The 24,169-nt window shown below is 39.4% G+C and carries 16 protein-coding genes; 13 read left to right on the forward strand and 3 right to left on the reverse strand.

Annotated features, from left to right (window positions below):
- Positions 1-77: 77 nt before the first annotated feature.
- Both odhB and DDZ16_RS19325 read right to left on the reverse strand, forming a co-directional pair.
- On the reverse strand, positions 78-1,373 hold the full coding sequence (gene odhB / locus DDZ16_RS19320; RefSeq protein ID WP_109266128.1) for a 2-oxoglutarate dehydrogenase complex dihydrolipoyllysine-residue succinyltransferase: 1,296 nt from the start codon (positions 1,371-1,373) through the stop codon (positions 78-80).
- A 108-nt stretch (positions 1,374-1,481) separates the two neighbouring features.
- The gene (locus DDZ16_RS19325) at positions 1,482-4,301 is read right to left on the reverse strand and encodes a 2-oxoglutarate dehydrogenase E1 component (protein WP_109266129.1); all 2,820 of its coding nucleotides are present in this window, start codon (positions 4,299-4,301) and stop codon (positions 1,482-1,484) included.
- A gap of 242 nt (positions 4,302-4,543) precedes the next feature.
- On the opposite strand from DDZ16_RS19325, the gene DDZ16_RS19330 reads away from it, so the two are divergent.
- Positions 4,544-7,441, forward strand: coding sequence for a PD-(D/E)XK nuclease family protein (locus DDZ16_RS19330; RefSeq protein ID WP_109266130.1), 2,898 nt, complete (start codon positions 4,544-4,546; stop codon positions 7,439-7,441).
- A gap of 165 nt (positions 7,442-7,606) precedes the next feature.
- Here the strand turns inward: DDZ16_RS19330 and trmD are convergent, their stop codons facing one another.
- Complete coding sequence (gene trmD / locus DDZ16_RS19335; RefSeq protein ID WP_109266131.1) at positions 7,607-8,284, reverse strand: tRNA (guanosine(37)-N1)-methyltransferase TrmD; 678 nt, start codon at positions 8,282-8,284, stop codon at positions 7,607-7,609.
- A 460-nt stretch (positions 8,285-8,744) separates the two neighbouring features.
- On the opposite strand from trmD, the gene DDZ16_RS19340 reads away from it, so the two are divergent.
- The 12 genes from DDZ16_RS19340 to DDZ16_RS19400 all read left to right on the forward strand — a co-directional run bounded on the left by DDZ16_RS19340 (position 8,745) and on the right by DDZ16_RS19400 (position 24,029).
- Entirely contained in the window at positions 8,745-10,805 is a 2,061-nt protein-coding gene (locus DDZ16_RS19340) for a DUF349 domain-containing protein (RefSeq protein WP_109266132.1), read from the forward strand.
- 450 nt (positions 10,806-11,255) lie between these two features.
- Positions 11,256-12,869 (forward strand): CTP synthase, encoded by a 1,614-nt coding sequence (locus tag DDZ16_RS19345; RefSeq protein WP_109266133.1) that lies wholly within the window; start codon positions 11,256-11,258, stop codon positions 12,867-12,869.
- Positions 12,870-12,962: 93 nt separating this feature from the next.
- Positions 12,963-14,831: a membrane protein insertase YidC gene (gene yidC, locus DDZ16_RS19350; protein WP_109266134.1), complete on the forward strand. Its 1,869-nt coding sequence runs from the start codon at positions 12,963-12,965 to the stop codon at positions 14,829-14,831.
- Between the two features lie 339 nt (positions 14,832-15,170).
- Positions 15,171-15,650, forward strand: a complete 480-nt coding sequence (locus DDZ16_RS19355) for a hydrolase (protein ID WP_109266135.1) — start codon at positions 15,171-15,173, stop codon at positions 15,648-15,650.
- Positions 15,647-15,910, forward strand: a complete 264-nt coding sequence (locus DDZ16_RS19360) for a cytoplasmic protein (protein ID WP_109266136.1) — start codon at positions 15,647-15,649, stop codon at positions 15,908-15,910. The genes DDZ16_RS19355 and DDZ16_RS19360 overlap by 4 nt, the downstream gene beginning before the upstream one ends.
- A gap of 404 nt (positions 15,911-16,314) precedes the next feature.
- Positions 16,315-18,426: a tyrosine-type recombinase/integrase gene (locus tag DDZ16_RS19365; protein ID WP_232526825.1), complete on the forward strand. Its 2,112-nt coding sequence runs from the start codon at positions 16,315-16,317 to the stop codon at positions 18,424-18,426.
- 341 nt (positions 18,427-18,767) lie between these two features.
- The gene (locus DDZ16_RS19370; RefSeq protein ID WP_109266138.1) at positions 18,768-18,992 is read left to right on the forward strand and encodes a hypothetical protein; all 225 of its coding nucleotides are present in this window, start codon (positions 18,768-18,770) and stop codon (positions 18,990-18,992) included.
- Between the two features lie 62 nt (positions 18,993-19,054).
- The gene (locus DDZ16_RS19375) at positions 19,055-19,570 is read left to right on the forward strand and encodes a hypothetical protein (RefSeq protein ID WP_109266139.1); all 516 of its coding nucleotides are present in this window, start codon (positions 19,055-19,057) and stop codon (positions 19,568-19,570) included.
- A gap of 381 nt (positions 19,571-19,951) precedes the next feature.
- A complete protein-coding gene (locus DDZ16_RS19380) occupies positions 19,952-20,455 on the forward strand; it encodes a hypothetical protein (RefSeq protein WP_109266140.1) in 504 nt (167 codons plus the stop codon).
- Between the two features lie 377 nt (positions 20,456-20,832).
- A complete protein-coding gene (locus tag DDZ16_RS20655; protein WP_146192266.1) occupies positions 20,833-21,138 on the forward strand; it encodes a hypothetical protein in 306 nt (101 codons plus the stop codon).
- Between the two features lie 74 nt (positions 21,139-21,212).
- Positions 21,213-22,400, forward strand: a complete 1,188-nt coding sequence (locus tag DDZ16_RS19390) for a 6-bladed beta-propeller (protein ID WP_109266142.1) — start codon at positions 21,213-21,215, stop codon at positions 22,398-22,400.
- 876 nt (positions 22,401-23,276) lie between these two features.
- Entirely contained in the window at positions 23,277-24,029 is a 753-nt protein-coding gene (locus DDZ16_RS19400) for a helix-turn-helix domain-containing protein (RefSeq protein WP_232526826.1), read from the forward strand.
- Positions 24,030-24,169: the final 140 nt, after the last annotated feature.

Here is a 24,169-nt window from a genome sequence, read left to right on the forward strand (position 1 = left end):
GGTTAGTGGTTAGAGAATAGTAGATAGTTATTTGTTGGCTATCTACTATTCTCTAACCACTATAAACTATCCACTATTCAAAGATTCAGTAAATCTGCCAAAGGATCTCCTCCTCCATAAAGCAAATTCTCAGGCTTTTCAAGCATTTTTTTAACATCCATAAGGAATCCAACAGAATCTTTGCCATCAATCAACCGGTGGTCGTAGCTTAATGCGGTGTACATAACGGGACGCACTTCCACTTTTCCATCCACTGCCACCGGCCTCTCGACGATATTATGCATACCCAGAATGGCCGATTGGGGGGGATTTATCAGGGGGGTGGATAGCATAGATCCAAAAACGCCTCCATTGGTTATGGTAAAAGTCCCTCCAGACATTTCTTCTAAAGAAATTTTACCTGCGCGTGCTTTTTTGGCCAGCTCCTTCAGTTCAATCTCTATCTGAGCAAGGGATAGTTTATCCACATTTCGAATAACCGGCACCATCAATCCTTTAGGAGTTTGGACAGCTACTGATATATCAACATACTGAGGAGTAACAATTTCCTCTTTGTCAATCATACTGTTGACCTTAGGCCGCATCTTCAAGGCCAGCGCGGATGCTTTCAGGAAGAATGACATAAATCCCAGCTTAAGGCCGTGTTTCTCCACAAATTTATCCTGGTATTTTTTGCGAATCTCCATCACTCCCGACATATCCACTTCATTAAAAGTGGTAAGCATGGCCGTTTCGTTCTTTACACTTACGAGTCTTTGACTAAGCTTTTTGCGTAGCTGAGTCATTTTCTCCCTCTTTTCCGAGCGGTCGGGCTCTTCACTCCCTCCCATTGAAGGCTTTGCAGATACACCCTCAATAACAGCATCCACATCAGACACTGATAATTTTTTCAATCCCTCCACAATATCATCGACCGAAAGTCCTGCTGCTTTCATTTTTTCACGTGCAAGTGGCGTTGGCCTCACTTTGTCATTTTTTACATCACTTTTCTTATCTGACTGGGAAGCAGCTTTTTCTGAAGCATTGGATTCCGGCTCTTTTTTCGTTTCCTCTTTTATCTCTTCTTTGGGCTCTTCCTTCTTTTGTTGAGCTTCTTCTTCCTCAGCTTCGTCAGGCTCTTCCTCCTCATCCGGCACCTTCACAGAGGTATCAATGCGACAAGCTACATCCCCTACTGAAACGGTGGTTCCCTCTTCTACATCAATGGAAATTTTGCCGCTTTTAGGCGCATTAAGCATTAATGTAGCCTTGTCTGATTCAATTTCAGCCAGATCCTGATCTTTTTGAACCAGATCTCCATCAGACACCAGCCAATTGGCCAATTCAACTTCAGTTATAGATTCTCCCGGACTTGGTACTTTAACATCTATCATGATTGGGAATATTTTGATCTTTTTTATTCAGTTAATGATTATGCTTTAAATAATTCAAAAATAGCCCTTCTTCTAACTTCTGTCTCATAAACTTCTGCCTGTACTTACTTATATTGAAAAACGTTGCGGTGATTCAAAGTATTTATGTTGTTTGAGGATTTCAGCCCTGGTCTTCCCTTCCACACACTGCAATCCGCAATAATCGTTCTGAAGCTCACAATGGCATTTCTTAAATACTTTTCCAACAATCTCTTTTTGGCCCACCACATGCAGACCGTTCAATCCGGTCGCCGGACTGGCACTTGCCAAACGGGCCACGGGAACAAGCTTCAACTCCGGAATCTGATTTTCCACATAATACCAGGCACCCATATTCTCAGGTTCCTCCTGCACCCAAAGATTCAACAATGCATTGGGATATTTTTCCACAGTCTCCAATATCCGCTTTTTGGGGAACGGATGCAGCTGTTCTACTCGTATTAAGGCAACATCGGTGGCATTTAATTCTTCCTTACGTGCCAGGAGGTCATAGTATATTTTACCTGTTGAAAACACCACACGTTTTACCTTTTCCGGTTCTGTATTGGCATCATCTATCACCTCCTGAAAACCACCATCTGCCAGATCTTCAATGGTAGAAACACATTTGGGATGACGCAATAAACTTTTAGGCGTAAACACGACCAATGGAATTCTGAAATCCCGATGAAGCTGTCGCCTCAAGGCATGAAACAAATTGGCGGGTGTGGTACAATTCAAGACCTGCATATTGTTGCCTGCAGCCTGATTCAAAAAACGTTCAATGCGAGCACTGGAATGCTCGGGCCCCTGCCCTTCAAATCCATGTGGCAACAACATTACAAGCCCGTTCATCAACCCCCATTTTTCTTCAGCCGAGCTAACAAACTGGTCGACGACCACTTGTCCCACATTAAAGAAGTCGCCAAACTGCGCTTCCCAAATGGTCAACCCATTAGGCGCACCCAAGGCAAATCCGTATTCAAAGCCAAGGACACCATATTCGTTGAGTGGCGAATTGTAAATATTGAAAGTAGGCTGAACAGCATCAATGTGTTGTAACGGGAAATAGGATTCCGCCAGGTCTTCGAGTGTAAAACCGGCATGCCGATGAGCAAAAGTACCCCGCACAGCATCCTGTCCGCTTACCCTTACCGGATGACCTTCTTTCAGCAAGGAGGCATAAGCCAGCAACTCTCCCATTGCCCAATCCAGCCTGTTTTCGCTGACCATCTTTTTTCTGTCCTCGACCAGTTTTTCCAGTTTACGGAAGAATTTTTTATCTGATGGCAATGTATTAATTTTATCAGCCAAATCGAGTAACAGCTTTTTATCAACAGCTGTTTCCGGCGAATTTAAGAAGTCATCGTCCTCTGCATGCCGGTAATCACTCCATAAGTCCTTTAAAAACTTACGAATATGAACCACATCTGTTTTTTGAGAGGCTTCCAGTTCTTTCTCCAGGCTGTCGGAATATTCATTCTGAAAGTGAGATACATCCTTCTTACTGAGCAATTTTTCATCCTTCAACCGACCTGCATAAATATCGTGCGGATTGGGATGGGAGGCAATGGCTTTGTAAAGCGTAGGCTGGGTAAATCGCGGTTCATCCCCTTCATTGTGCCCATGCTTGCGGTAGGACAAGATATCGATAAAAACATCGGTATGAAAAGTCTGGCGATATTCAACAGCCAACTCCAAAGCATAGACAATGGCTTCAGCATCATCACCATTTACATGGAACACCGGGCTGCGGGTTACTTTGCCCACATCGGTAGAGTAAGTGCTCGAGCGGGCATCCAGATAGTTTGTTGTAAAGCCTACCTGATTATTGATCACGATATGAATGGTCCCGCCTGTGGAATAGCCATTCAGCCTGGCCATCTGCACCACTTCATATACCACACCCTGGCCGGCAATAGCGGAATCTCCATGCAGGATAACAGGAATGATCTTGTCAAAATCACCACTGTGAGTAAGTTCGGCACGGGATCTGGTTAATCCTTCAGCAACAGGTGTCACAGCCTCCAAATGAGAGGGATTGGGCACCAAATTAACCTTTACATTTGAACCGGAAAGTGTCTCAATATCATTATCATATCCCAGGTGGTATTTCACATCCCCAAGAGAGATACTATCATCGTATTGATCACCATTAAACTCATTAAAAATATCACGCACCGGCTTTTTTAGAATATTTGCCAGCACATTAAGTCTGCCCCGGTGAGCCATACCAATAGTTACTTCACGGATACCAAGTTCAGCCCCTTTCTCGATAATGGCATCCAGCCCGGGAATCAATACCTCAGTACCTTCCAGGGAGAAGCGCTTTTGTCCGACGAATTTTTTATGAATAAAATTCTCAAAACCCACCGCTTCTTTGAGCCGGTGGTAAATGCGCATTTTCTTATCTTTTGTGAATGAGGGGGTGTTGCGTACCTCTTCCATCCTCTTTTTCAACCATGACACCATTTCGGGATGACGAATATAGAGGTACTCAACCCCCACTGATCCACAATAAGTTTGTTTCAGATGGTCAACAATATCGCGAAGCGGAACACTTCCCAACCCAATATCATTACCCGCCTGAAAAACAGTATTTAAATCCGACTCGGAAAGGCCAAAATTTTCAATATCAAGTGTCGGAAAATACTTGCGTCTTGTACGTACCGGATTGGTACCGGTAAACAAATGGCCACGCTGTCGATAACTGTGAATAAGGTTAATAACGTTAAACTCCTTATCAACCAATCCGGCAGCTGACCCATTAAAACTTTTCAGGGCAAAATCAAATCCTCTGAAAAAATCTCTTAATCCGGCGTCAACTGAATCGGGGTTGTTCTTGTAATCTTCATAAAGTTTTTCAATCGCGTCTATGTCGCTGTTTCCGACAAACGAAAATGAATCCATAATTCCTGGTTCTGTGGATGAAATATAACCGACATTATACCGGTTTGAATTATTTTAAAATAATTTTTGTGCCTTTGAATGACAAAAGGATACTAATACTATTTTCAAAACCTGATTGCAATTTGACTTTAACACGGGTCATCGATTAATCTGGCTAAAAAATTTATCTTTGAAAAAATGATTTTTTATTACCAAACCTGAAATCAAAAAATATCAGGGTTTTGAACAAAAATAAAACAAACATGCGTTTTTTTCTTGAAAAACTGGCAGATTACCATCTTCAAAACTATTTAACAGACATATCAGAGTTTTGTTTTGTTTTTCCCAGCCGCAGGGCCGGTGTTTTTTTTCGTCAGTACCTGAATGACAAAACAGCGAAACCTATATTCTCCCCTGACATCCTAACAATCAACGACTTCTTTGCAAAAGTGGGCCCCAGGCCGGTCAGTGACAATATCAGTCTGGTTTTTAAGCTTTATGATTCATACAAAGCTGTTATTAATAAGGATATTTCACTGGATGATTTCATTCCCTGGGGGGAAATGTGCCTTTCAGATTTTGATGATATTGACAAATACCTGGCTGACCCGCAACAGGTTTTCAGCAATCTGGCTGATCAAAAGGCACTGGAAGATGATTTCAGCCATCTGGAACCTGATCAGATAGAAGCCATTCGCACCTTTTGGAGCTCTTTTGATCCCCGGCGATTATCTAAGCTCCAGCAATCATTTCTGGAAGTTTGGCAGAAAATGCCTGAACTGTACCGCCATTTCAATGATCAACTGGACAACGATAATGAAGCCTATGAAGGAAAGCTCTTCCGGAGTGTGGCAGATCAGATTCAGGAACGCGTCATTGGTGAAGTGCCCTATAAAAAAGTGGTTTTTGCCGGGTTAAATGCACTCAACAGCTGTGAAAAAAGGCTTTTAAACTACCTGAAGATAAAAGGCATTGGCACTTTCTTCTGGGACTATCCGCAAATGATCCTTGAAACCCCCGGGGTAAAGACAGAGAAAGGCCAGGTGCGGGGAGAACACGAAGCAGCCCGTTTTATTAAATCCAATCTGCTAGATTTTCCCATGCCTGATGACTGGGACAGTCCTCAATACGAAGGCCCTGAAAAAATCACCATTGCTACCGCTGCCAATGATTTAGGGCAAACGCAGATTGCTGCCGGTTTTCTGCAAGATGTCATTAATCAGGACAAACCCCCATCGGGGAACACTGAAAATCACACTCGAACAGCACTCGTTCTGGCCGATGAAACACTTATGCTTCCTGCCATTCATGCCATTCCGGATACCTGGAGCAAAATCAACGTAACCTTGGGATATCCCTTAAAAAACACCCCTGCTTATGGATTGGTAGAGGCCCTTATGACGCTTCAGCGCTCCATGCGTATTACCAAACAGGGCAAAGTCTGGTTTTATCACCGGCATTTACTGGCCTTGCTCCGACATCAGTACATCTCCACTATTCTTGGAGATGAGGGCCGCCAACTGGTTAATGATCTGATATCTGCCAACAGGGTTTTTATCGAGCGCAGCCAGATGCCGGAGCACGCTTTACTCAACCAGCTTTTGCAAAAAACCAACTCATCCGATGATCTCACTGATTATCTGAAGAATGTATTAAAAACCACTTACAACCAACTCAGGGAAACACCGGACACAGACCTTGAACAAGAATTTGTCTATCACCTTTATTTAACCATAAAACGCCTGGGAGAAATACTTGCCAATCAGCAAGAAAGCATAACCCCTGATACCTGGCACCGGCTATTTAAAAAACTGGCCGATTTCCAGACTGTACCTTTCCGGGGAGAGCCTTTGAGTGGTCTTCAGGTAATGGGAATACTGGAAACCCGGGTTCTGGATTTTGACAACCTGGTGATATTAAGCATGAACGAAGGGGTATTTCCACATACGGCCCCTCCCAATTCGTTTATTCCCTATAATATTCGGAAAGGTTTCGGATTGCCAACCATTGACAATCAGGATTCCATTTTTGCCTATTACTTTTACCGGCTTCTTCACAGAGCTAAAAATGTAACACTGGTATGGTCTTCTTCCGATGCCAACAAACAAGCCGGAGAGATGAGTCGCTTTCTGCATCAGATCTATTACGAATATCCGGGAATTGTGCAAAACGACACCTACATACAAACAGCCGGCACCAAGGCAGCCCCTGCGATCCATTCCGAAAAAAACAAGAAAGTGATGGAACAGCTGGCAGCTTATCTGAAAAATGGCTCCCGCGCACTCTCGCCAAGTGCCCTTAGCACTTACATTGAGTGCCCGTTGCGCTTCTATTTCAAATATCTGGCCAATGCAAAAGAACCGGAAGACATCTCAGAAGAACTGGATCCCCGAATTTTTGGTAACTTATTTCACCAAACAGTAGAAACACTCTATCAGCCCTACCTCTACAAAACGGTTACTCAGGCCGATCTGGAAGAGATTGCCCAGCCGGAAAAGATTGCCAAAACCCTGGAAACCATTTTTTCAGAGAACGTACCTTTCATCAAACAAAACCAGAGTCTTTTCTCTGATCTTCAAGGAAAAAACAGCTTGGTTTTCGAGGTATTGATGAGATATCTCAATGGTTTTTTTGCCAGTGAAAAACAAAATGCACCTTTTACGATCAAAGGACTTGAAGCTCAAATGAGAATGACCTTCGAAACTCCTTCAGGCAAAACCGTGAGGCTGGGCGGCAACATTGACAGGCTGGATGAAAAAGATGGAATTACCCGTGTTATTGATTACAAAACCGGTCAGGGAGACAATCGCATTGCTGCCATTGAGGACTTATTTGACACTTCAAAACATTCAAAAATCAAGGCCACCTTTCAAACGCTGCTTTACTCCCTGATGGTCAACAAGCTATCACCGGGCCTGACACACATTCAACCGGGAGTCGTATGGATGCGAAAGTTATTTACCGACACCGATACCACCCTATATTTACAGCCCCCAAGAGGTAAAAAAGATGCTTTGACACTGAGTTTGGCAGAAGAAGATTACCTCGAAAACCTGGGTATACTCCTTGACGAACTTTTTGATGAAAGAATCCCATTCAGTCAGACCGAACATGAGGAGAATTGCAACTATTGTGTTTACAAGGAAATTTGTCTGAAATAGAAGGGAGAAAAGGTGAGTAAGTAAAATGGCGGAAGGGTGGTCAGTGGGCAGTAGTCAGTTGACTTTGAGGTTAGAAGTTAGATATTAGAAGATGGAGATCCGTAGTGAGCATGAATAATAGCGCATGGAGCATAGGGCAGAGAGCACATGACGGGTCACCTGTCCTCAATCATCCAGCAAGTCGGGTCTCAACCGCCGGGTTCTTTCCAAGGCTTGTTCTTCCCGCCATTCTTCTATCAGTTTGTCGTTACCGGACAGTAAAACATCGGGCACTTTCCAGCCATTGTAGTCTGAAGGACGCGTGTAAACCGGCGGGGCCAGCAGATTGTCCTGAAAAGAGTCAGTCAATGCAGAGGTTTCATCACCAATGACTCCGGGCAATACGCGTACCACAGCATCCACCACTACAGCAGCCCCCAGCTCTCCCCCACTCAGAACAAAATCCCCGACGGAAATTTCGTGAGTAATATAGTGGTCACGAACCCTTTGATCTACACCCTTGTAATGGCCGCAAAGAATAATGATATTCCCGCTTAACGACAGCCTGTTGGCCTCTTTCTGGTCAAATCGGTGGCCATCAGGTGTCATGTAAATAACATGGTCATATTCCCGCTCCTCTTTCAATTTATTGATGACCCGCGCAATGGGATCAATTTGCATCACCATGCCAGCACCGCCCCCAAATGGATAATCATCCACCCGGTTGTGCTTGTCCTGAGTAAAGTCCCTGATATCGTGCAAAACTATCTCCACAGCTCCTTTTTCAACCGCTCTTTTGATGATGGATTCGCTAAATGGCCCCTGGAACATGGCCGGGAATAATGTTAATATATCGATCCGCATATCTGAGAATTTTCGGCAAAGATAATAAATTAGAAGTTGGAGGCTAGAGATTAGATTTTAGAGGTTAGGTGAAATGGTCGGAAGGTGCGATGGTGGAAAGGTTTTGGATAAATCAGCGCAGGGCATGGAGCATAGGGCATGGAGCAAAAAGCATGGGGAAACACCGGTTGAGGGTCAGTGGACTTGTCCACTGACCACTGATTACTGTTTACTGACCACTGATCATTGAGGAATGTGAGACAAGCATGGTGCATGGAGAAAAGAGCATAGAGAACCCCCGGTTGAGAGTCAGAGGAACCACTGATTACTGATTACTGACAACTGATTTATGATCATTGTGTGTAAAAACCTCATTTTGATGTAAAATTGTTTGAGGATTATAGTATATTTGATAGATTCGTAATTAGAATTAAGTGATAAGAGCCCCAAAAGCTTTGTCGCATCTTTAAAAATTAAAAAGATGGAAGCCAACGATCTAAACAAATCATCTCAGGAACAGATGAATTTGGATTCAGGAAAGACACCTGAAAAAATGAAGCAAGAGAACACTACACCTGACCGAAAGCCGGATAATCAGGAAGAGAAAACTGTAAAGACCGGCATGGAGGAAAATAACAATCAGGAAGTAAAACCTGACAAGGAAGAAGGCGACGCATCCCCAAAAGAGGCAGAAACTGCCGAGGCCTCCGAAAAAGAATCTCAAAAACCGGAGGAGGGAGATCCGGCATCTGAAAAAACTTATAAGGAAGAAAAAAGCAGTTCTTCCTCACAACCTGCCGACCACGAAAAGCACCCGGAAGAAGTGGACTATTCCCTCCTCGAACGTAAAGAACTTCTGGATCGTTATCGTAACCTACTCAACGAATTCCCCGCCTCCGCAATAAAAGGTCATGTTGAGACCATCCGCAAGGAGTTTGAGCGAAAAAGCGCATCAGAGCTGGCCCGGTTAAAAGAACAATTTGTGGCTTCCGGCGAGCCTGCTGAAGCCTTTAAACTTCCCCATGATGACCTTTCGGATGCCATGCAGGAGGCCATCCATGACTACCGTAAAAAGCGGGAGGAAGAACGCACACGCCAAGAGGAACAAAAGAAGAAAAATCTGGCTGCCAAGTACGAAGTCATTGAAGGCATCAAAGATCTTATCAACCGCCAGGAATCGTTGAACCATACCTTTGATGAATTCAGGACACTTCAGCAAAAATGGCGGGATATCGGTCCTGTTCCACAAGGAGAAGTTCATGACATGTGGGAAAATTATCATCTTCATGTTGAAAATTTCTACAGCTACATAAAAATCAACAAAGAACTAAGGGATCTTGACCTTAAGAAAAACTATGAAACCAAACTCGCACTTTGCGAAAAGGCTGAACAACTTCTTTTGGAACCATCCATTGTAAAAGCATTCAAAATCCTTCAAAAATATCATGACCAGTGGCGTGAAACAGGTCCTGTACCCCGAGATAAGAAAGAAGAACTGTGGGAACGTTTTCATGAGACCACGGTTAAAATCAACCAAAAACATCAGGAGCATTTTGAACACCTGAAAGAACAGCTTCAGAAAAACCTCGAAGCCAAACAGGAACTTTGCGAGAAAGTGGAAGCCATTCTGGAGCAGGATCCCAAAACGCCTAAAGAGTGGGAAAAGAACAGCAAAGCCATCATTGAAATCCAGCAACTGTGGAAGACCATCGGTTTTGCCCCCAAAAAAGACAATCAGGAAATATATCTGCGCTTCAGAACCGCCTGTGATAAATTCTTCGATGCAAAAAGAGACTTCTTCAAACATTACAAGGAGGAACAGCAGAATAACCTGCAGCTTAAAAACGAACTGGTTCAGCAGGCTGAAGCTCTTAAAGACAGTGCCGACTGGAAAAACACCACGGAGGAGTTGATCCGCATTCAGAAAAAGTGGAAGGAGATAGGTCCGGTTCCCCGCAAGCATTCAGACGCCATTTGGAAAAAGTTCAGGGGTGCCTGTGATCAGTTTTTCAACCGGAAATCAGAGTTTTTCAGCAAAAAGGATGAGGCACAGGAAGAAAACCTGAAAAAGAAAGAAGCGCTCATTGACGAATTAAAACAATACGAGCCGGGCGACAACAACGAAGAAAGCTTTGCCAAGCTTCAGGAGTTTCAGCGGCGTTGGTCTGATATTGGTTTTGTGCCCATCAAGGATAAAGACCGGGTTAACCAGGAATTTCGAAACCTTATCAATGCCCGCTTCGATCATCTTAACATGGACGAAGCCAACAAATCACTTCAGAAATTTCGCAACAAACTGGAAAACTGGATGAATGAAGGACAATACAATGAACGCATCATCCAGGAGCGCAATAAAATTATTGGCAAGCTGAAGCAACTGGAGAATGACATTACCCTGTGGGAAAATAACATAGGCTTTTTTGCCAAGTCCAAAAGCTCTGAGGCACTCGTTCGCGATTTTAAAAACAAAATCGAAAACGGTAAACGCAATATCAAGATGCTCAATGAAAAGCTCGATCTTATTGAGGAGATGGACAAGTAGAGAGCATAGCGCATGGAGCACAGGGCGTGGGGGAAATGGTGAGAGGGTTGAATGGTAAAAGGGCGAAAAGGTGTTGGGCTTTGATGCTGGAGGTTTGAGGTTTGAGGTTGGAAGTTAGAGGTTAGAGGTTAGAGGCTAGAGGTTAGAGGCTAGAGGTTGGAAGTTAGAGGTTAGAAAAGCTACACCCTGACTACCGGCTGATCACTGTTTACTGATCACTGTTTACTGACCACTGTTTACCGATCACTGACCACTGAACAATGAACATCCTCCCATTAACCAACAAAAGACAAGCAACTTACACTTAATTTAAAATAAGGGATAGCGGTCATAATATCGTTATCCCTCATTTTATGATTTATCAACACTAATTCCGGGTACTTTTTGCTAACTTTGTGCCTTAAAATTTTTTAGTAAAGCGCATTCGTTGAATCTTAAAATAGTGGAAAAGTGCCCGATACACGTTATGTTTTTGTCACCGGAGGTGTAGCATCCTCATTAGGAAAAGGAATTATATCGGCTTCACTGGCCAAACTTCTTCAGGCCCGTGGTTACCGAGTCACCATTCAAAAACTGGATCCCTATCTGAACGTGGATCCGGGAACCTTAAATCCCTACGAACACGGAGAGTGTTACGTAACTGAAGACGGAGCTGAAACCGATCTTGACCTGGGGCATTACGAACGTTTCCTGAACGTCCCCACCTCCCAGGCCAACAATGTTACTACCGGGCGCATCTACCAAAATGTCATCAACAAAGAGCGTAAAGGAGATTATCTGGGAAAAACAGTCCAGATTATACCTCACATCACAGATGAAATAAAACGCAACATCAAATTACTGGGTACCAAACACAAATTTGATGTGGTAATTACTGAGATTGGTGGTACCGTGGGTGACATTGAATCGCTTCCCTATATCGAGGCGGTTCGTCAGCTTAAATGGGAACTCGGACACAGAGCCACCGTCATTCACCTGACACTTGTTCCATTCCTGGCTGCAAGTGGCGAGTTAAAGACTAAACCCACTCAGCACTCCGTAAAATCCCTTCTGGAAATTGGAGTACAACCCGATGTTTTGGTACTGCGCACAGAACAAGATCTTTCCAGCGACATTCGTAAAAAAGTGGCACTTTTCTGTAATGTTGACAACCGGGCAGTGATTCAATCTATCGATGTTTCATCTATTTACGAGGTTCCGGTCAAGATGCAGGAAGAGGGATTGGATGAAATTGTGCTTGAAAAACTACACCTCCCCATAGAAGGCAAACCTGAATTAAAAGAGTGGAAAGCCTTTTTGAACAAACTCAAAACTGCCAAAAAGACCATTCGCATGGGACTGATCGGCAAGTATGTGGAATTGCCTGATGCTTACAAATCAATCATTGAATCGCTAAACCACGCCGCCACTTACAACGATCGCAAGATAGACATACGGCTAATACATTCCGAAAGCATCTCGAGTGAGAATGTAGAGAGTAAATTAAAGGATCTTCACGGTGTTCTTGTTGCCCCGGGTTTTGGTCATCGCGGAATTGACGGAAAGCTGGCAGCAGTAAAGTATGCCCGTGAAAAGAATGTTCCTTTCTTTGGTATTTGTCTGGGGATGCAATGTGCCGTTATCGAATATGCCAATAACGTGCTCAAGCTTGAAAAAGCCAACTCGAGAGAGATGGACCACAATACGCCCTATCCGGTTATTGACCTGATGGAAGACCAAAAGAATGTGACTGACAAGGGTGGAACAATGAGACTTGGGGCTTACGAATGTGAGCTCAGGCAAGACTCCAACGCTTTCAATTCCTATAAAAAGGAGATGGTTCATGAACGCCACCGCCACCGTTATGAATTTAACGATGAATACCTTGAGCAGTTTGAAAAAGGGGGAATGATTAGTTCCGGTGTCAACCCCGATACCGGCCTGGTAGAAATTGTGGAAATTCCCAAACACAAATGGTTCGTGGGTGTTCAGTTTCACCCTGAGTACAGCAGTACAGTCATAAACCCGCACCCCATGTTCCTGGCCTTTGTAAAAGCAGCCATTGAGCATGAAAAAGAGGGATAAGACAGCTTGAGGTTGAGGCTAAGATTGAGGTTGAGGCTGAGTTTGAGGTTGAGAAAAAAACAGAAAACTTAATTTGAGAAAACTAAAAATATAATGGATAGAAATTCGATAACAGGACTTTTACTGATTTTTGGCATTCTGGCCCTGTTCTGGTGGATGAACAAACCTTCGGATGAAGAGATGGCTGAACGTAAACGCCAGCTGGACTCAATAAACCGAGTTGAACAGTTGAGAGCGGAAGAAGCAGCCAAAACAAAAGAGGTTGAGGAAAGCAAAGAAGTCGCCGCGGAAGAGATTGAGAAACAAACCGCCCGCGACAGTGCTCGTCTTCAGGCAGCAGGAATCCTTGCTCCCTACATCAGGGGGAAACAGGAATTTACCACTCTTGAAAACGAGGAGATCAAGGTTACCCTTTCCAATCTCGGTGGACGCATTTACTCGGTAGAATTAAAGCAATACGAGACCCACGACGGAAAACCACTGATTCTCTTTGAAGGAGATAATAACCGTTATGGCTTCAATTTTACTTACAACACCAACATCTATAATACCAATGACCTGTATTTTGATGTTAAAAAAGCAGGCAGTAATTCTGTAACTTTCGAGATTACAGGGCCTAACCGGGAGCGACTGGCAATGAGTTACAGCCTTACTGACGATGTTCATATGGTGGAACACCATATTGACTCCAGAAACCTGGGTAATAAATTTGCCACTCCCCGGAATGCTATTGATCTGGAATGGACCCAGGAAATGCCAGCCCAGGAAAAAGGGCGCCAGTTTGAGCAGCAGTACTCCGGTATTTACTACAAGTTTTTCCAGGATGAAGTGGATGACATTTCCGGTACCGGAAGTGACTCAGAAGATCTGCGAACGCCTTTGAAATGGATCGCCTTTAAAGACCAGTTCTTCAGTTCTATTCTGATTTCGGATGATAAATTATCAAGTGGTTTTGCAGAGTCAACAGCCCTTGAAGATGAAAACAGTCCATTTCTGCGCTTCAACAAGGCAGAGGCAGCCATTCCTTTCGATTTTGAGCAAAACGATGATGCGGCCATGCGGTTTTTCTTTGGCCCCAACCATTTTTACACGCTGAACTCATATGAGGGACTGGATCTTCATGAGATATTACCGCTTGGATGGGGAATATTCGGTTGGATCAACCGCTATGTGGTCATCCCGGTATTTAACTTTCTGGATGGTTTTATAGGCAGTTACGGTATTATCATTCTGGTATTAACCATCATGATTAAAGTGGTATTGTTCCCACTTACTTACAAGTCGTACATGTCGACAGCTAAAATGAGGGTTCTGAAACCTCAGATTGATGAGATCAATGAGAAGATTCCTAAAGATAAAGCCATGGAACGCCAGCAGGCAACGATGGCGCTTTACCGGAAAGCGGGGGTTAACCCCATGGGCGGTTGTTTGCCGATGTTGTTGCAGATGCCTATTCTGATCGCCATGTTCCGGTTTTTCCCCAGTTCCATTGAGCTGCGTCAGGAAAGTTTCCTTTGGGCTACTGACTTGTCCACTTACGACAGCATCGTAGATCTGCCATTCAATATTCCGTTTTATGGGGATCACGTAAGTTTATTTACCCTTTTGATGGCGGTAACCAATATTTTCTATACCCGCATCAATCAGGAAATGACTCAGTCATCTGCGCAAATGCCGGGAATGAAAGGCATGATGTATATGATGCCCGTTATGTTTCTGTTCTTTTTTAACCAGTATGCATCAGGCCTTAGTTATTACTATTTCGTCTCCACGCTCATCACCATCGGACAAACCGTTCTGATTCGTCAGTTTGTAGATGAGAAAGCGATACTGGCAAAACTGAAGGCCAACCAAAAGAAACCGGCCAAGAAATCGAAATTCCAGGCCCGCCTGGAGGAGATGCAGAAGCAACAGGCACAGGTTCAGAAAGGAAAAGGGAAAAAGCCGGGAAAGAAGAAGTAGTGGATAGAGAATAGTTAATAGTGCTTAGAGAGTTGTACGCAGTGCATAGTATTAAGAAAGAGGTTCATCATTTTGATGGGCCTCTTTTTTTTGTAAAAACAGACTGGCTATAAGATTCATATTTCCTTATCTTTAATTGGAGGTAATAATTATCAATAGATCGTTAGACTTTAAGACACCTGCCTGATTTCAGTCAGACAAGATTTAAGGCAAATCATATAACACTGATAATATGGACTTTACACCGAAAACTCCACCCTCGCAAGAGCTTAAACTTTAGACTCTTATAAAAGTTTAACGGAGTATTGAATTACCAGAAAATTAAAAAAAAGAAATATCATGCAATCAGAAAAATGTTGCCCCAAATTTGATCCTGCCCCCTGGCAGGAGAAAAGGTTTGACTGGCATGATAAATTATTTGTCAAAGACCACGTCTTCACATTGTTTTATATGCCAATAACCTTTGGGCGAACCGTTAAGCGCATGTTAAAAAAACTTGAAGCCTCGGATGCCACATGCCAGGACAACATGATACTCTCGGATCATACTTCAAAATGGAACATGGATCTTTACATGGCTGTGGACAAACCTCTTAAAGATGCAGAAAACGTAACTTTTAACGGGCACATGCTGAGTAAAGTTTACGAAGGGCCATACAAAGATACCGGTAAATGGTGCAACGATTTTGAAACATTTGCGGGTGAGCACAAACTGAATATTAATCAATGGTTTATGTGGTACACCACATGTCCAAAATGCGCCAAAAAGTATGGGAAAAACTATGTCGCCATTCTTGGGAAAACCAATTACTTATTATGAATACGTTGTTTCCCATTAAGGTAAAATGCTATTCAGGGCACAAAGCTGACGAGACACCACTGAGTTTCATCTTTCACGATATGAAGTTTGAAATAATTGAGGTGACAGATCGGTGGTATCAAGCAGAATATTCACCCAACACCCAACCAGCCAACTATTTTAAGGTAAAGACAAAAGACCGGAAGAATTTCATGATCAAACATCAGAAAAATACGGATGAGTGGTTTCTTTTGGTTCATGGGGAGACTATCCATTTGTAGGGGGATGGTAAGGGTAGACTCCCCCTTTGCTACCCTTGCTTCATCCACTTATCAAGAATTCAACCACATACATGATTCGTCCCTGTTTCGAGACAGCGTTGCATCTGTTTCGTTATAAAGTCATATTAAACTCAATTCAAAGTCGTATTAAAGTCATATTAAATTCAATTTTAATAGTATTTAATATGACTTTGTTATGACTTAATAATGTGTAAAAAAAATATTTGAAGTTAACCTGCCCCGAAGTTGGTACAACCCGGTTCGGGAACTGACATCATGAGAAAGCGGCTTTCTCATTTTTGACCATGGAAAATACCCTAAAGAAAGTTGTGGAATAAAACTAAACAGTCCATTTGGAAAATACTCATTTTGTTAATTGTGTTTGACAAAATATTATCATATATTTGATAAAACAAACCAAAACACCTTCAACCAATTCAATGTCCCGGCTAACCATATACCCGATCGAACACCGAAACGAAAAGCGCATTGCTCTCGATTTTGACGCTTTTCCCTGTAAGGAGCTGGATCAAATTACCAGAGATTTACCGGGACGCAAGTTCAGCGCATCCAAAAAGTTATGGCACATACCTCTCGAGGAGGGTTATCAGGAAAACCTAAAAAAGGCATTTGAAAATGTTCCTCATTTGATTGAGCTTGTTTTCAGCGAAGAACAAGCTCCTGACCACAAACCTGTAAGTTCACCTCCCCCTCCCCTACTTGAAAAAATTCATTCACAAAAGGTTAACATCAGAATAAATAAAGCCGGGAAAAAATTCTATGTAGATCATGGATATTGTCCAAAGCTGTTTGAGGTGTTTAATAATTTAGAGGAAGGTTTTTGGTCGAAAAAAAACAAAAACTGGATTTTCAGTGGCGATAATCAACTTTACCTTAAAGTTGTCAAAATCATTGAGAAAAACGGTTATCAATGGGAAAAAAAGTTGGTTGGACCTGCGATCACTAACCACGAAAAGTCACAAATTGATGTTCCAAAGACTGAAAAGATTCATCTAAGTCAGACACAGCATAAAATTCTAAATCATTACAACAACACACTCCTGTTAAAGCGATTAAGCAAACGGACCGGTGAGATCTACAGAGGTTTTTTCATTCGTTTCCTGAAAGACCACGAAACCAAAGAAATTCCATCTCTCACCTATCAGGAGTTGTTTAATTATATCAAAGGACTGTCGGGTATATTGAGTGATACAGCCCTTAATCAGACTATAGCCGCCATTAAATTTTACTACGAGCGCACATTGGGAAGGGATAAAATGTTTTTTTACCTCACCGAAAAGAATCCGGTAAAAAAGAGTTTACTGTTTTTGCCTTTCCAGGAATTAGAGACACTCATAGAGCGGATCGATTCTCCCGGTGACCGGCTCTTGATTTTCCTGGTTTATCATGCCAATGCAAGATTATCGGAAATTTGTGCTTTGCCAAAAAATGGAGAGCCCTTGTTTAACAACAAATTTCGTTTGCCGGGGAATGACCCGGATGCATATCATTATCTTCACAATCTAGTTAAAGAATGTGATTTAAGGCATAAAAACCAAACCCATTTATTTGAATTCAGGAACAAGGCTCATTCCATTGAAACCCTTAAAGGCAAGCTTTACAGAATTTTGCAAAGGTACCGATTAAGGGAAATTTATGAAAAGCAGTATGAGTTGATTCTGAATAAAACCACTTACAGTGCCAAAACCAAACGAATGTACCTGGGAACTTTCATGAAGTTTCTGGCACATTTCAATTTCAAACATCCTTCCTTTATTTCAGAGGAAGAGATTAAGGAGTACATGATTTTGCATCGAGAGAAGTCCTCGTCACATCAGGATAACCTGGTTAACTCTTTCAAATTCTTTTTTGAGCGCGTACACAACCACACCCTTTCTGATAAATATGTGATGAGGCCACGCAGAGGATTTCACCTGCCCGACTATTTAAGCCGACAGGAAATCAGTGCAATGCTCAGGACCACTGACAATATTAAGCATCAACTTTTCGTGGCCATCGGATATTCCGCCGGTTTACGCCGCCGAGAGATCCAAAATCTCAAAATCGCAGATGTTGACTTAAAGAACAACCGGCTCTTTATCAAGAACTCCAAGGGTCAAAAGGACAGATATTCCCTATTCTCCCAACACCTGCATAACCTGTTAGAGACCTACCTGAAAAAAATGCAACCCAAAGTTTATCTTTTTGAGGGCAACAGGCCGGGCCTCCAATACAGTGCCACCAGCATGTCAAATGTAATGAAGAGAATGGCAAAAGCAGCCGGCATTCAACGAAAAGTTCACCTCCACATGCTGCGCCATTCATTTGCCACCCATTTGCTGGAAGATGGAAAAGACATCAGATATGTTCAGGAGTTACTTGGCCACAGAAGTATAAAAACCACAGAGATATACACACACATTATCAGCGATGCATTGTTAAATGTGTCGAGTCCATTTGACAAAATGGTTTCAGAAACTGGCTTTTTACGACCAGAAAACCGGCCACCTCCCTAATAACTGAACTGATGGGATTATAAATATCGCCTTTGAGAAAAAGGGAAACAGAAAAGTATTACCCTGACTTTTGATTTATTGAAAACTTGAATGAAAAGATTAAAATAATTAATATATTTGAATGTTATGAAATAAAAATTCACCAAACCCCACAATAAATGCCTTCTAAAAAGTACAAGATTTATCCGACAAAGGAATATAGCCTTTTTATAAATAAAATCGTTAAATCAATCACTTGGGGCTAAAAAACAACAGCAACATAATAGATATAAACACAATGTCACTATAGGGACGTTATGGGCAAGGGCAACGAAATACCTACAACCAAAAACAACTTGATTATGAAAAAGACTAAAAAAATATTGCTCTTAATTTTTGTGAAACTAATAATAGGAGCAACTATATTTCCTCTTATGGACTGGATGATTAATTCTGAAAAACCAATAATTAACGAAGGAACTTATAGTGCATATATTGGATTCGCAATTTTTATTATTGGAGAAACTATTTGGAATATTTCTAATCGAAAGAATAAAATGCTTGAAACGAGAACAAACCTTAAATAAAAGAATCTTTTTGTTTTGAGATTATGTCTATTTCATTTACAACTTAATTAACAAACGTTTATATGAGAAAAATTAATAGAATTTACTTAAAGCTCTTTCTAATTTATGGTTTAACCTTCGGATTGTTAATGACTTTATGGGATTATCTGGATGAAGGCGAAATAGATATCATAAAATTAATATTTATGACCGTATTTTTTGGTGGATTTATGTCATGGACAACTATTAAGAATTTAAAAAAGACAAAAATAAAGGCAAATGGTAAAAATGAATTGAATGAAGAGGATTTCAAGGCAACCCAAGTAAAGTATATTCCTAAAATAATAACATTAGATAGTGCCTTTGAAAGACTTAAAAAATATGACATAGAAAATAGTTGGCATTTAAAAATCAATAATTCAAGAATTGAAGGAAAAACAAAAATCTCGTGGATATCATGGGGTGAAAAAATTCTCATTAGTTTTTTAAATGATAAAATTGAGATTATGAGTAAACCAAGATTAAAAACACAGATGATTGATACAGGAAAAAATAGACAAAATATTGAATTGATTAGCCATATATTGAATGAGGAATAACCCCAGCCCATAACAAAGCTATATACGCCAGCCGTGGCATCCACAGCATATTGAGAGTTTTGTATTACCCAAAACCACGCGTTCAAGCTGATAAAGTCACAGCGGGTCTGAAACCACGCCCAGGCGCATATAGCCGGAACGTTGCCGGTCAGTTTAAGTGCGAACAGATAGAGCGATAGAATTTTTTGGTAAATTTGAAAGAAGAATATTAGAAATTTTTTAAATAATTTTGAATTTTGACAAATTTTAAATCGGACTTAAATATGAAATTTAAAAATCTGATTTTAAACACAATACAATCTCTCAAACCTAGTGGATTTTTAACGCTTCTTATTTGACGTTATAGTATCACTATTTAACCCTATAAAAAAAAGCATAATTATGAGTAAAATTCAAAAAGAATGGGCAACTGAGAAACTGAAAAAATTAAGGTCAGTATCTGTTAACTATTCAATACAAGAAAAAGAAAAAATAAAATTCATCTATTTGAGAAACCTTCTTGAAAAATTACCAAAATTGGAGATTGATAAAGATGATATCCTTATTAAGGAAATCGCAGTTTTGATTGATAAATTACCACCTTACAACTTTGAGGAACTTGATTATAAAAGTTATTTATCGAAATTCAACGATTTAGAATATTTGGTTAAGAAAAGACTCAATCTTATTCCACACAATAAACATAATATTAAATCAATAGATACATTTTCTATTGAAAGAATTGTTGGGTATATATTTATTGGGATAATTGTTTCTTTTTCTATTCTGTTTTTTAAAAGAACAATACTAATTATTGCGCTAGCAGTCCCGTTAAGCATAGTTGTTAGTAAAATGATTGATATTTACCTTTACAAAAAAGCTAAAAAAGATAATAGAGTAATATAAAACCGAACCGGCAACAAAGCTATATACGCCAGTCGTGGCATCCACAGCATATTGAGGGTTTCGTATTCCCCTCAACCATGCGTTCAAGCTGATAAATCCATAGCTGGTCTGAAACCACGCCCAGGCGCATATAGCCGGGACGTTGCCAAAAATTAAAAACCAATTAATATTGCAATTATGAATTTACACAACAATGAACTAGTAACATTATTGGGAATCTTAATCATGATTATCCCTAATCTAATCGTACTCGCATTTATTTTCATATTATACAAAAAAAGAAAGGAAGCGGACGAGAAACAAAATCAAATCTTAAACCGATTAGAGTCTATTTCTAATCAAATAAATTCAATTATAAACTCTTAAATTTTAATTTCATGAAAAAGTTTTTTAAAATTTTTCTTGGCGCATTTCTTGTGTTCGCCATGGGTATGAATGTTGTTCAAACAGTTGATTTAAGCCAAAAGACTTCATTTGATCTGAATTCTTTAATGCAAATTGCTTATGCTGATGGGGAATCGGGTAGTAGTATGAATTGTAATTGTTCTGGTGGAACAGGGGCTTCATCATGTTCTTGTAGTTCTGCAATTGCAAGTGTTAGCTCATCTTGCTCTGTAAGTTGCAATAGTGGATATTATGCCTGTTGTTCAACTGATAATATTTGCAAATGTATAAAAAGCTAAGTAGTCTTAAAACGGCCTCACTTAACATGAGGCCGTATTTATTAATTTATTAATAATTAAACTATATTATTCAAATGAGATTTTTAATTCTTACAATTTTTATTTTGTTTTTTTCATGTACAAAAAAGAAAACAAATTCAATAGATTATAGTAATATTAAAGATACTATCGAAATAGTACCAAATGAAAAACCAATAAGAATAACTGATTTAGCTGATACCATTAGTTATATTTTTTTGGAAGAAAATAAAAATTCAATATTCGGTAATATTGACAAAATGATATATACTAAAAATAATATTATCATTATAGATAAACATATAACAAAATCAATTTTTATTTTCAAAAATAATGGTAAGTTTTTAAATAAAATAAATAGAGAAGGAAAAGGACCAGGAGAATATATAAGAATTGGGGATGTTTTCTATGATAATTCTTCAGATTTAATAGTTATTTATGATGACAAATCATATAGTTTCCTTTATTATAAACTAAGTGGCGAGTTCATTAAAAAAAGCAATACAAGCTTATTATTTCTAAGCATGGCAAGACTTTCCAATAATAAATATGTTTTTCATACAAATAAAATGATAAACAAGGAAAATGGAAAACTTGTTAAACATGATATACTCATCTCAAATCTTTCAGGTGAAATTTCTCAAAGATATTTTAAATTTGACCCAAAACAAAAAACAAATAATATAAGCTATGATTTATCAACTGTATTTAATAAGCTCAATGAAAATATTATTGTCACAAAACTGTTTGATAATTATTCTTATGAAATTAACATAAATGGACTTACACCTAGGTTTTTTTGGAATTATGGGGAAAAAGGTCTTAACATTGATTATAGAAATAAACCATCATCTGAAATATATAAAATTCTTACGGAAGATAATAAATTTGCCTTCGGACATGATATAACAGCAATAACAAATGATTATATTTTCTTTTCATATGGTTATAAAAATTTTGCAAAAAATCAATTGGGAGGGGTGTACGCCTTTAATAAAAAAATGACTATTAACTTTTCAAGTATTTTTGATGAATTAAATAATTGCCATATCAGTTTGCCAATTTGTACTGATGCAAATGGTAATTTCATAAGTTTTATTGAATTAAATGAGGAGAATATTTCAAAACTAAAGGAAGATTCACAACTTATGAATTATATTCAATCCAAAGGGATTTATGGTATTAATTCAATCCTAGTTAAATATAAAATAAACTCAAAACTTTTCAACCATGAGAAAATATAAGATTTCAATTATAATACTAATTGTTTTATTAATAATTTCGTCATTTTATACATTTACACTTCTTAATGCCTTAAGAAATTATGTTATAATAAATGACAACAACGAAAAGAAAAGCATAAAATACGAAGTGTTTTATAGAAATTGTTTACGTGCTAGAACAATTAATTCAAATTTAAATCCAAATCTATTATTATTTAGTGAAAATCACGAACAGTTCTTAAATTCAATTTCTTTACGCAACGTAACCTTCTTATTTTATAACAACAAAGGTTGTTCACCTTGTTTCGACAGAGAAATAAAAAACATAAAAAAAACTTTTAATGACACTTCTAAAGTTGTAATTCTCACTTGTTTCAAAAGAAGAAAGGATTTTATATCATTTAAATTAAATAAAAAAATAAACTATAAGTTATATAACATTTCATTTCAGATTTCCGATAATAGTTTTCCCCATTTGTTTTATTTTAAGCTGAATGATAAACTTAAAATGTATGATATTTTTATTCCAAATGAAGACAAAGATTTGACAAAGGAACTACTATCAACATTCTAAAAATTAACTTTTGGCAACAAAGCTATTATACGCCAGCCGTGGCATCCACAGCATATTGAGGGTTTTGTTTTTCCCAAAACCATTCGTTCAAGCTGATAAAGTCACAGCTGGTCTGAAAGCCACGGGCCAGGCGCATATAGCCAGGACGTTGTACGCAAGCCAAACAAACATTCTGCACAAATTAAACAATGATAATAAACAACATAAAACCAAATAGATAACTAAAATGTCAGGTAAATGTCGTGTTGATTTCAGGTAAAATTCCAATATAAGTCATGGACAGTTTTTAAGTTAAAATTTAAAATTGCTAAAAAGTTTCAAAAATGATTCAACAACCAGAATTAGGTAAAAAGGTCTTGGATTTGAGAAAAGCAAAAGGAATCACTCAAGAAGAACTCGTTGAAAAATGTAATCTTAGTGTAAGGACTTTACAGCGGATTGAATCAGGAGAGGTAACTCCGAGACCTATAACGGTTAAATTGATTTTTGAAGCTTTAGGAGAATCCTTTGATAAGACAATGGAAAACAAAGGATTGACACTAAAGTGGCTCGAGCAATTTTATATAATTTTTATTGATTTATTTAACTTAAAAACAAACACAATGAGAAAAATAATGATTTTATCCACACCATTGCTGATAGCATTTATAACGTTTTGTTTCATCGGTTCAAATGTCCAAGCCCAAAATCCAAAAGACATTGAAAATAAACTTACTAAGTTTAACTCTGACTTTACAAAATGGTTTATGGCTGGTCAGATAGATTCTTTAGGAACGTTATATCATAAAGATGCTAGTTTAATCTTTGATAATATATTTCCTATTATAAATGATTATTTGCCTGCGGTAACTAGTAGAGAAGGCATTTTATCATACTATAAATTGTACTATTCTCAAAATATGTTTTTTACAGATAGGATTTCCAAAAAAATAATTTTCGGAGATTCAATAATTATTGATATAGGTATTCTAAAAATGAGGAATGATTCGATAACAAAATCAGGAACATATTTTAGTCAATGGAAATATTATAAAAACAATTGGTGTATAGAAAACGAGATGTTTAATTTTGATTAAATGGCCAGCGTACAATCGAGTAGACTGCCGCTAGGCCATTAGCCTAGCGGAGAGCCTCTCACACCACCGTACGTACGGGTCTCGTATACGGCGGTTCCTTAAACCATGGGAAACAGTTGATTCATTTCCGTATTTTTGGA

The organism is Marinilabilia rubra (genome assembly GCF_003121985.1).
Taxonomy (GTDB): Bacteria; Bacteroidota; Bacteroidia; order Bacteroidales; family Marinilabiliaceae; genus Marinilabilia; species Marinilabilia rubra.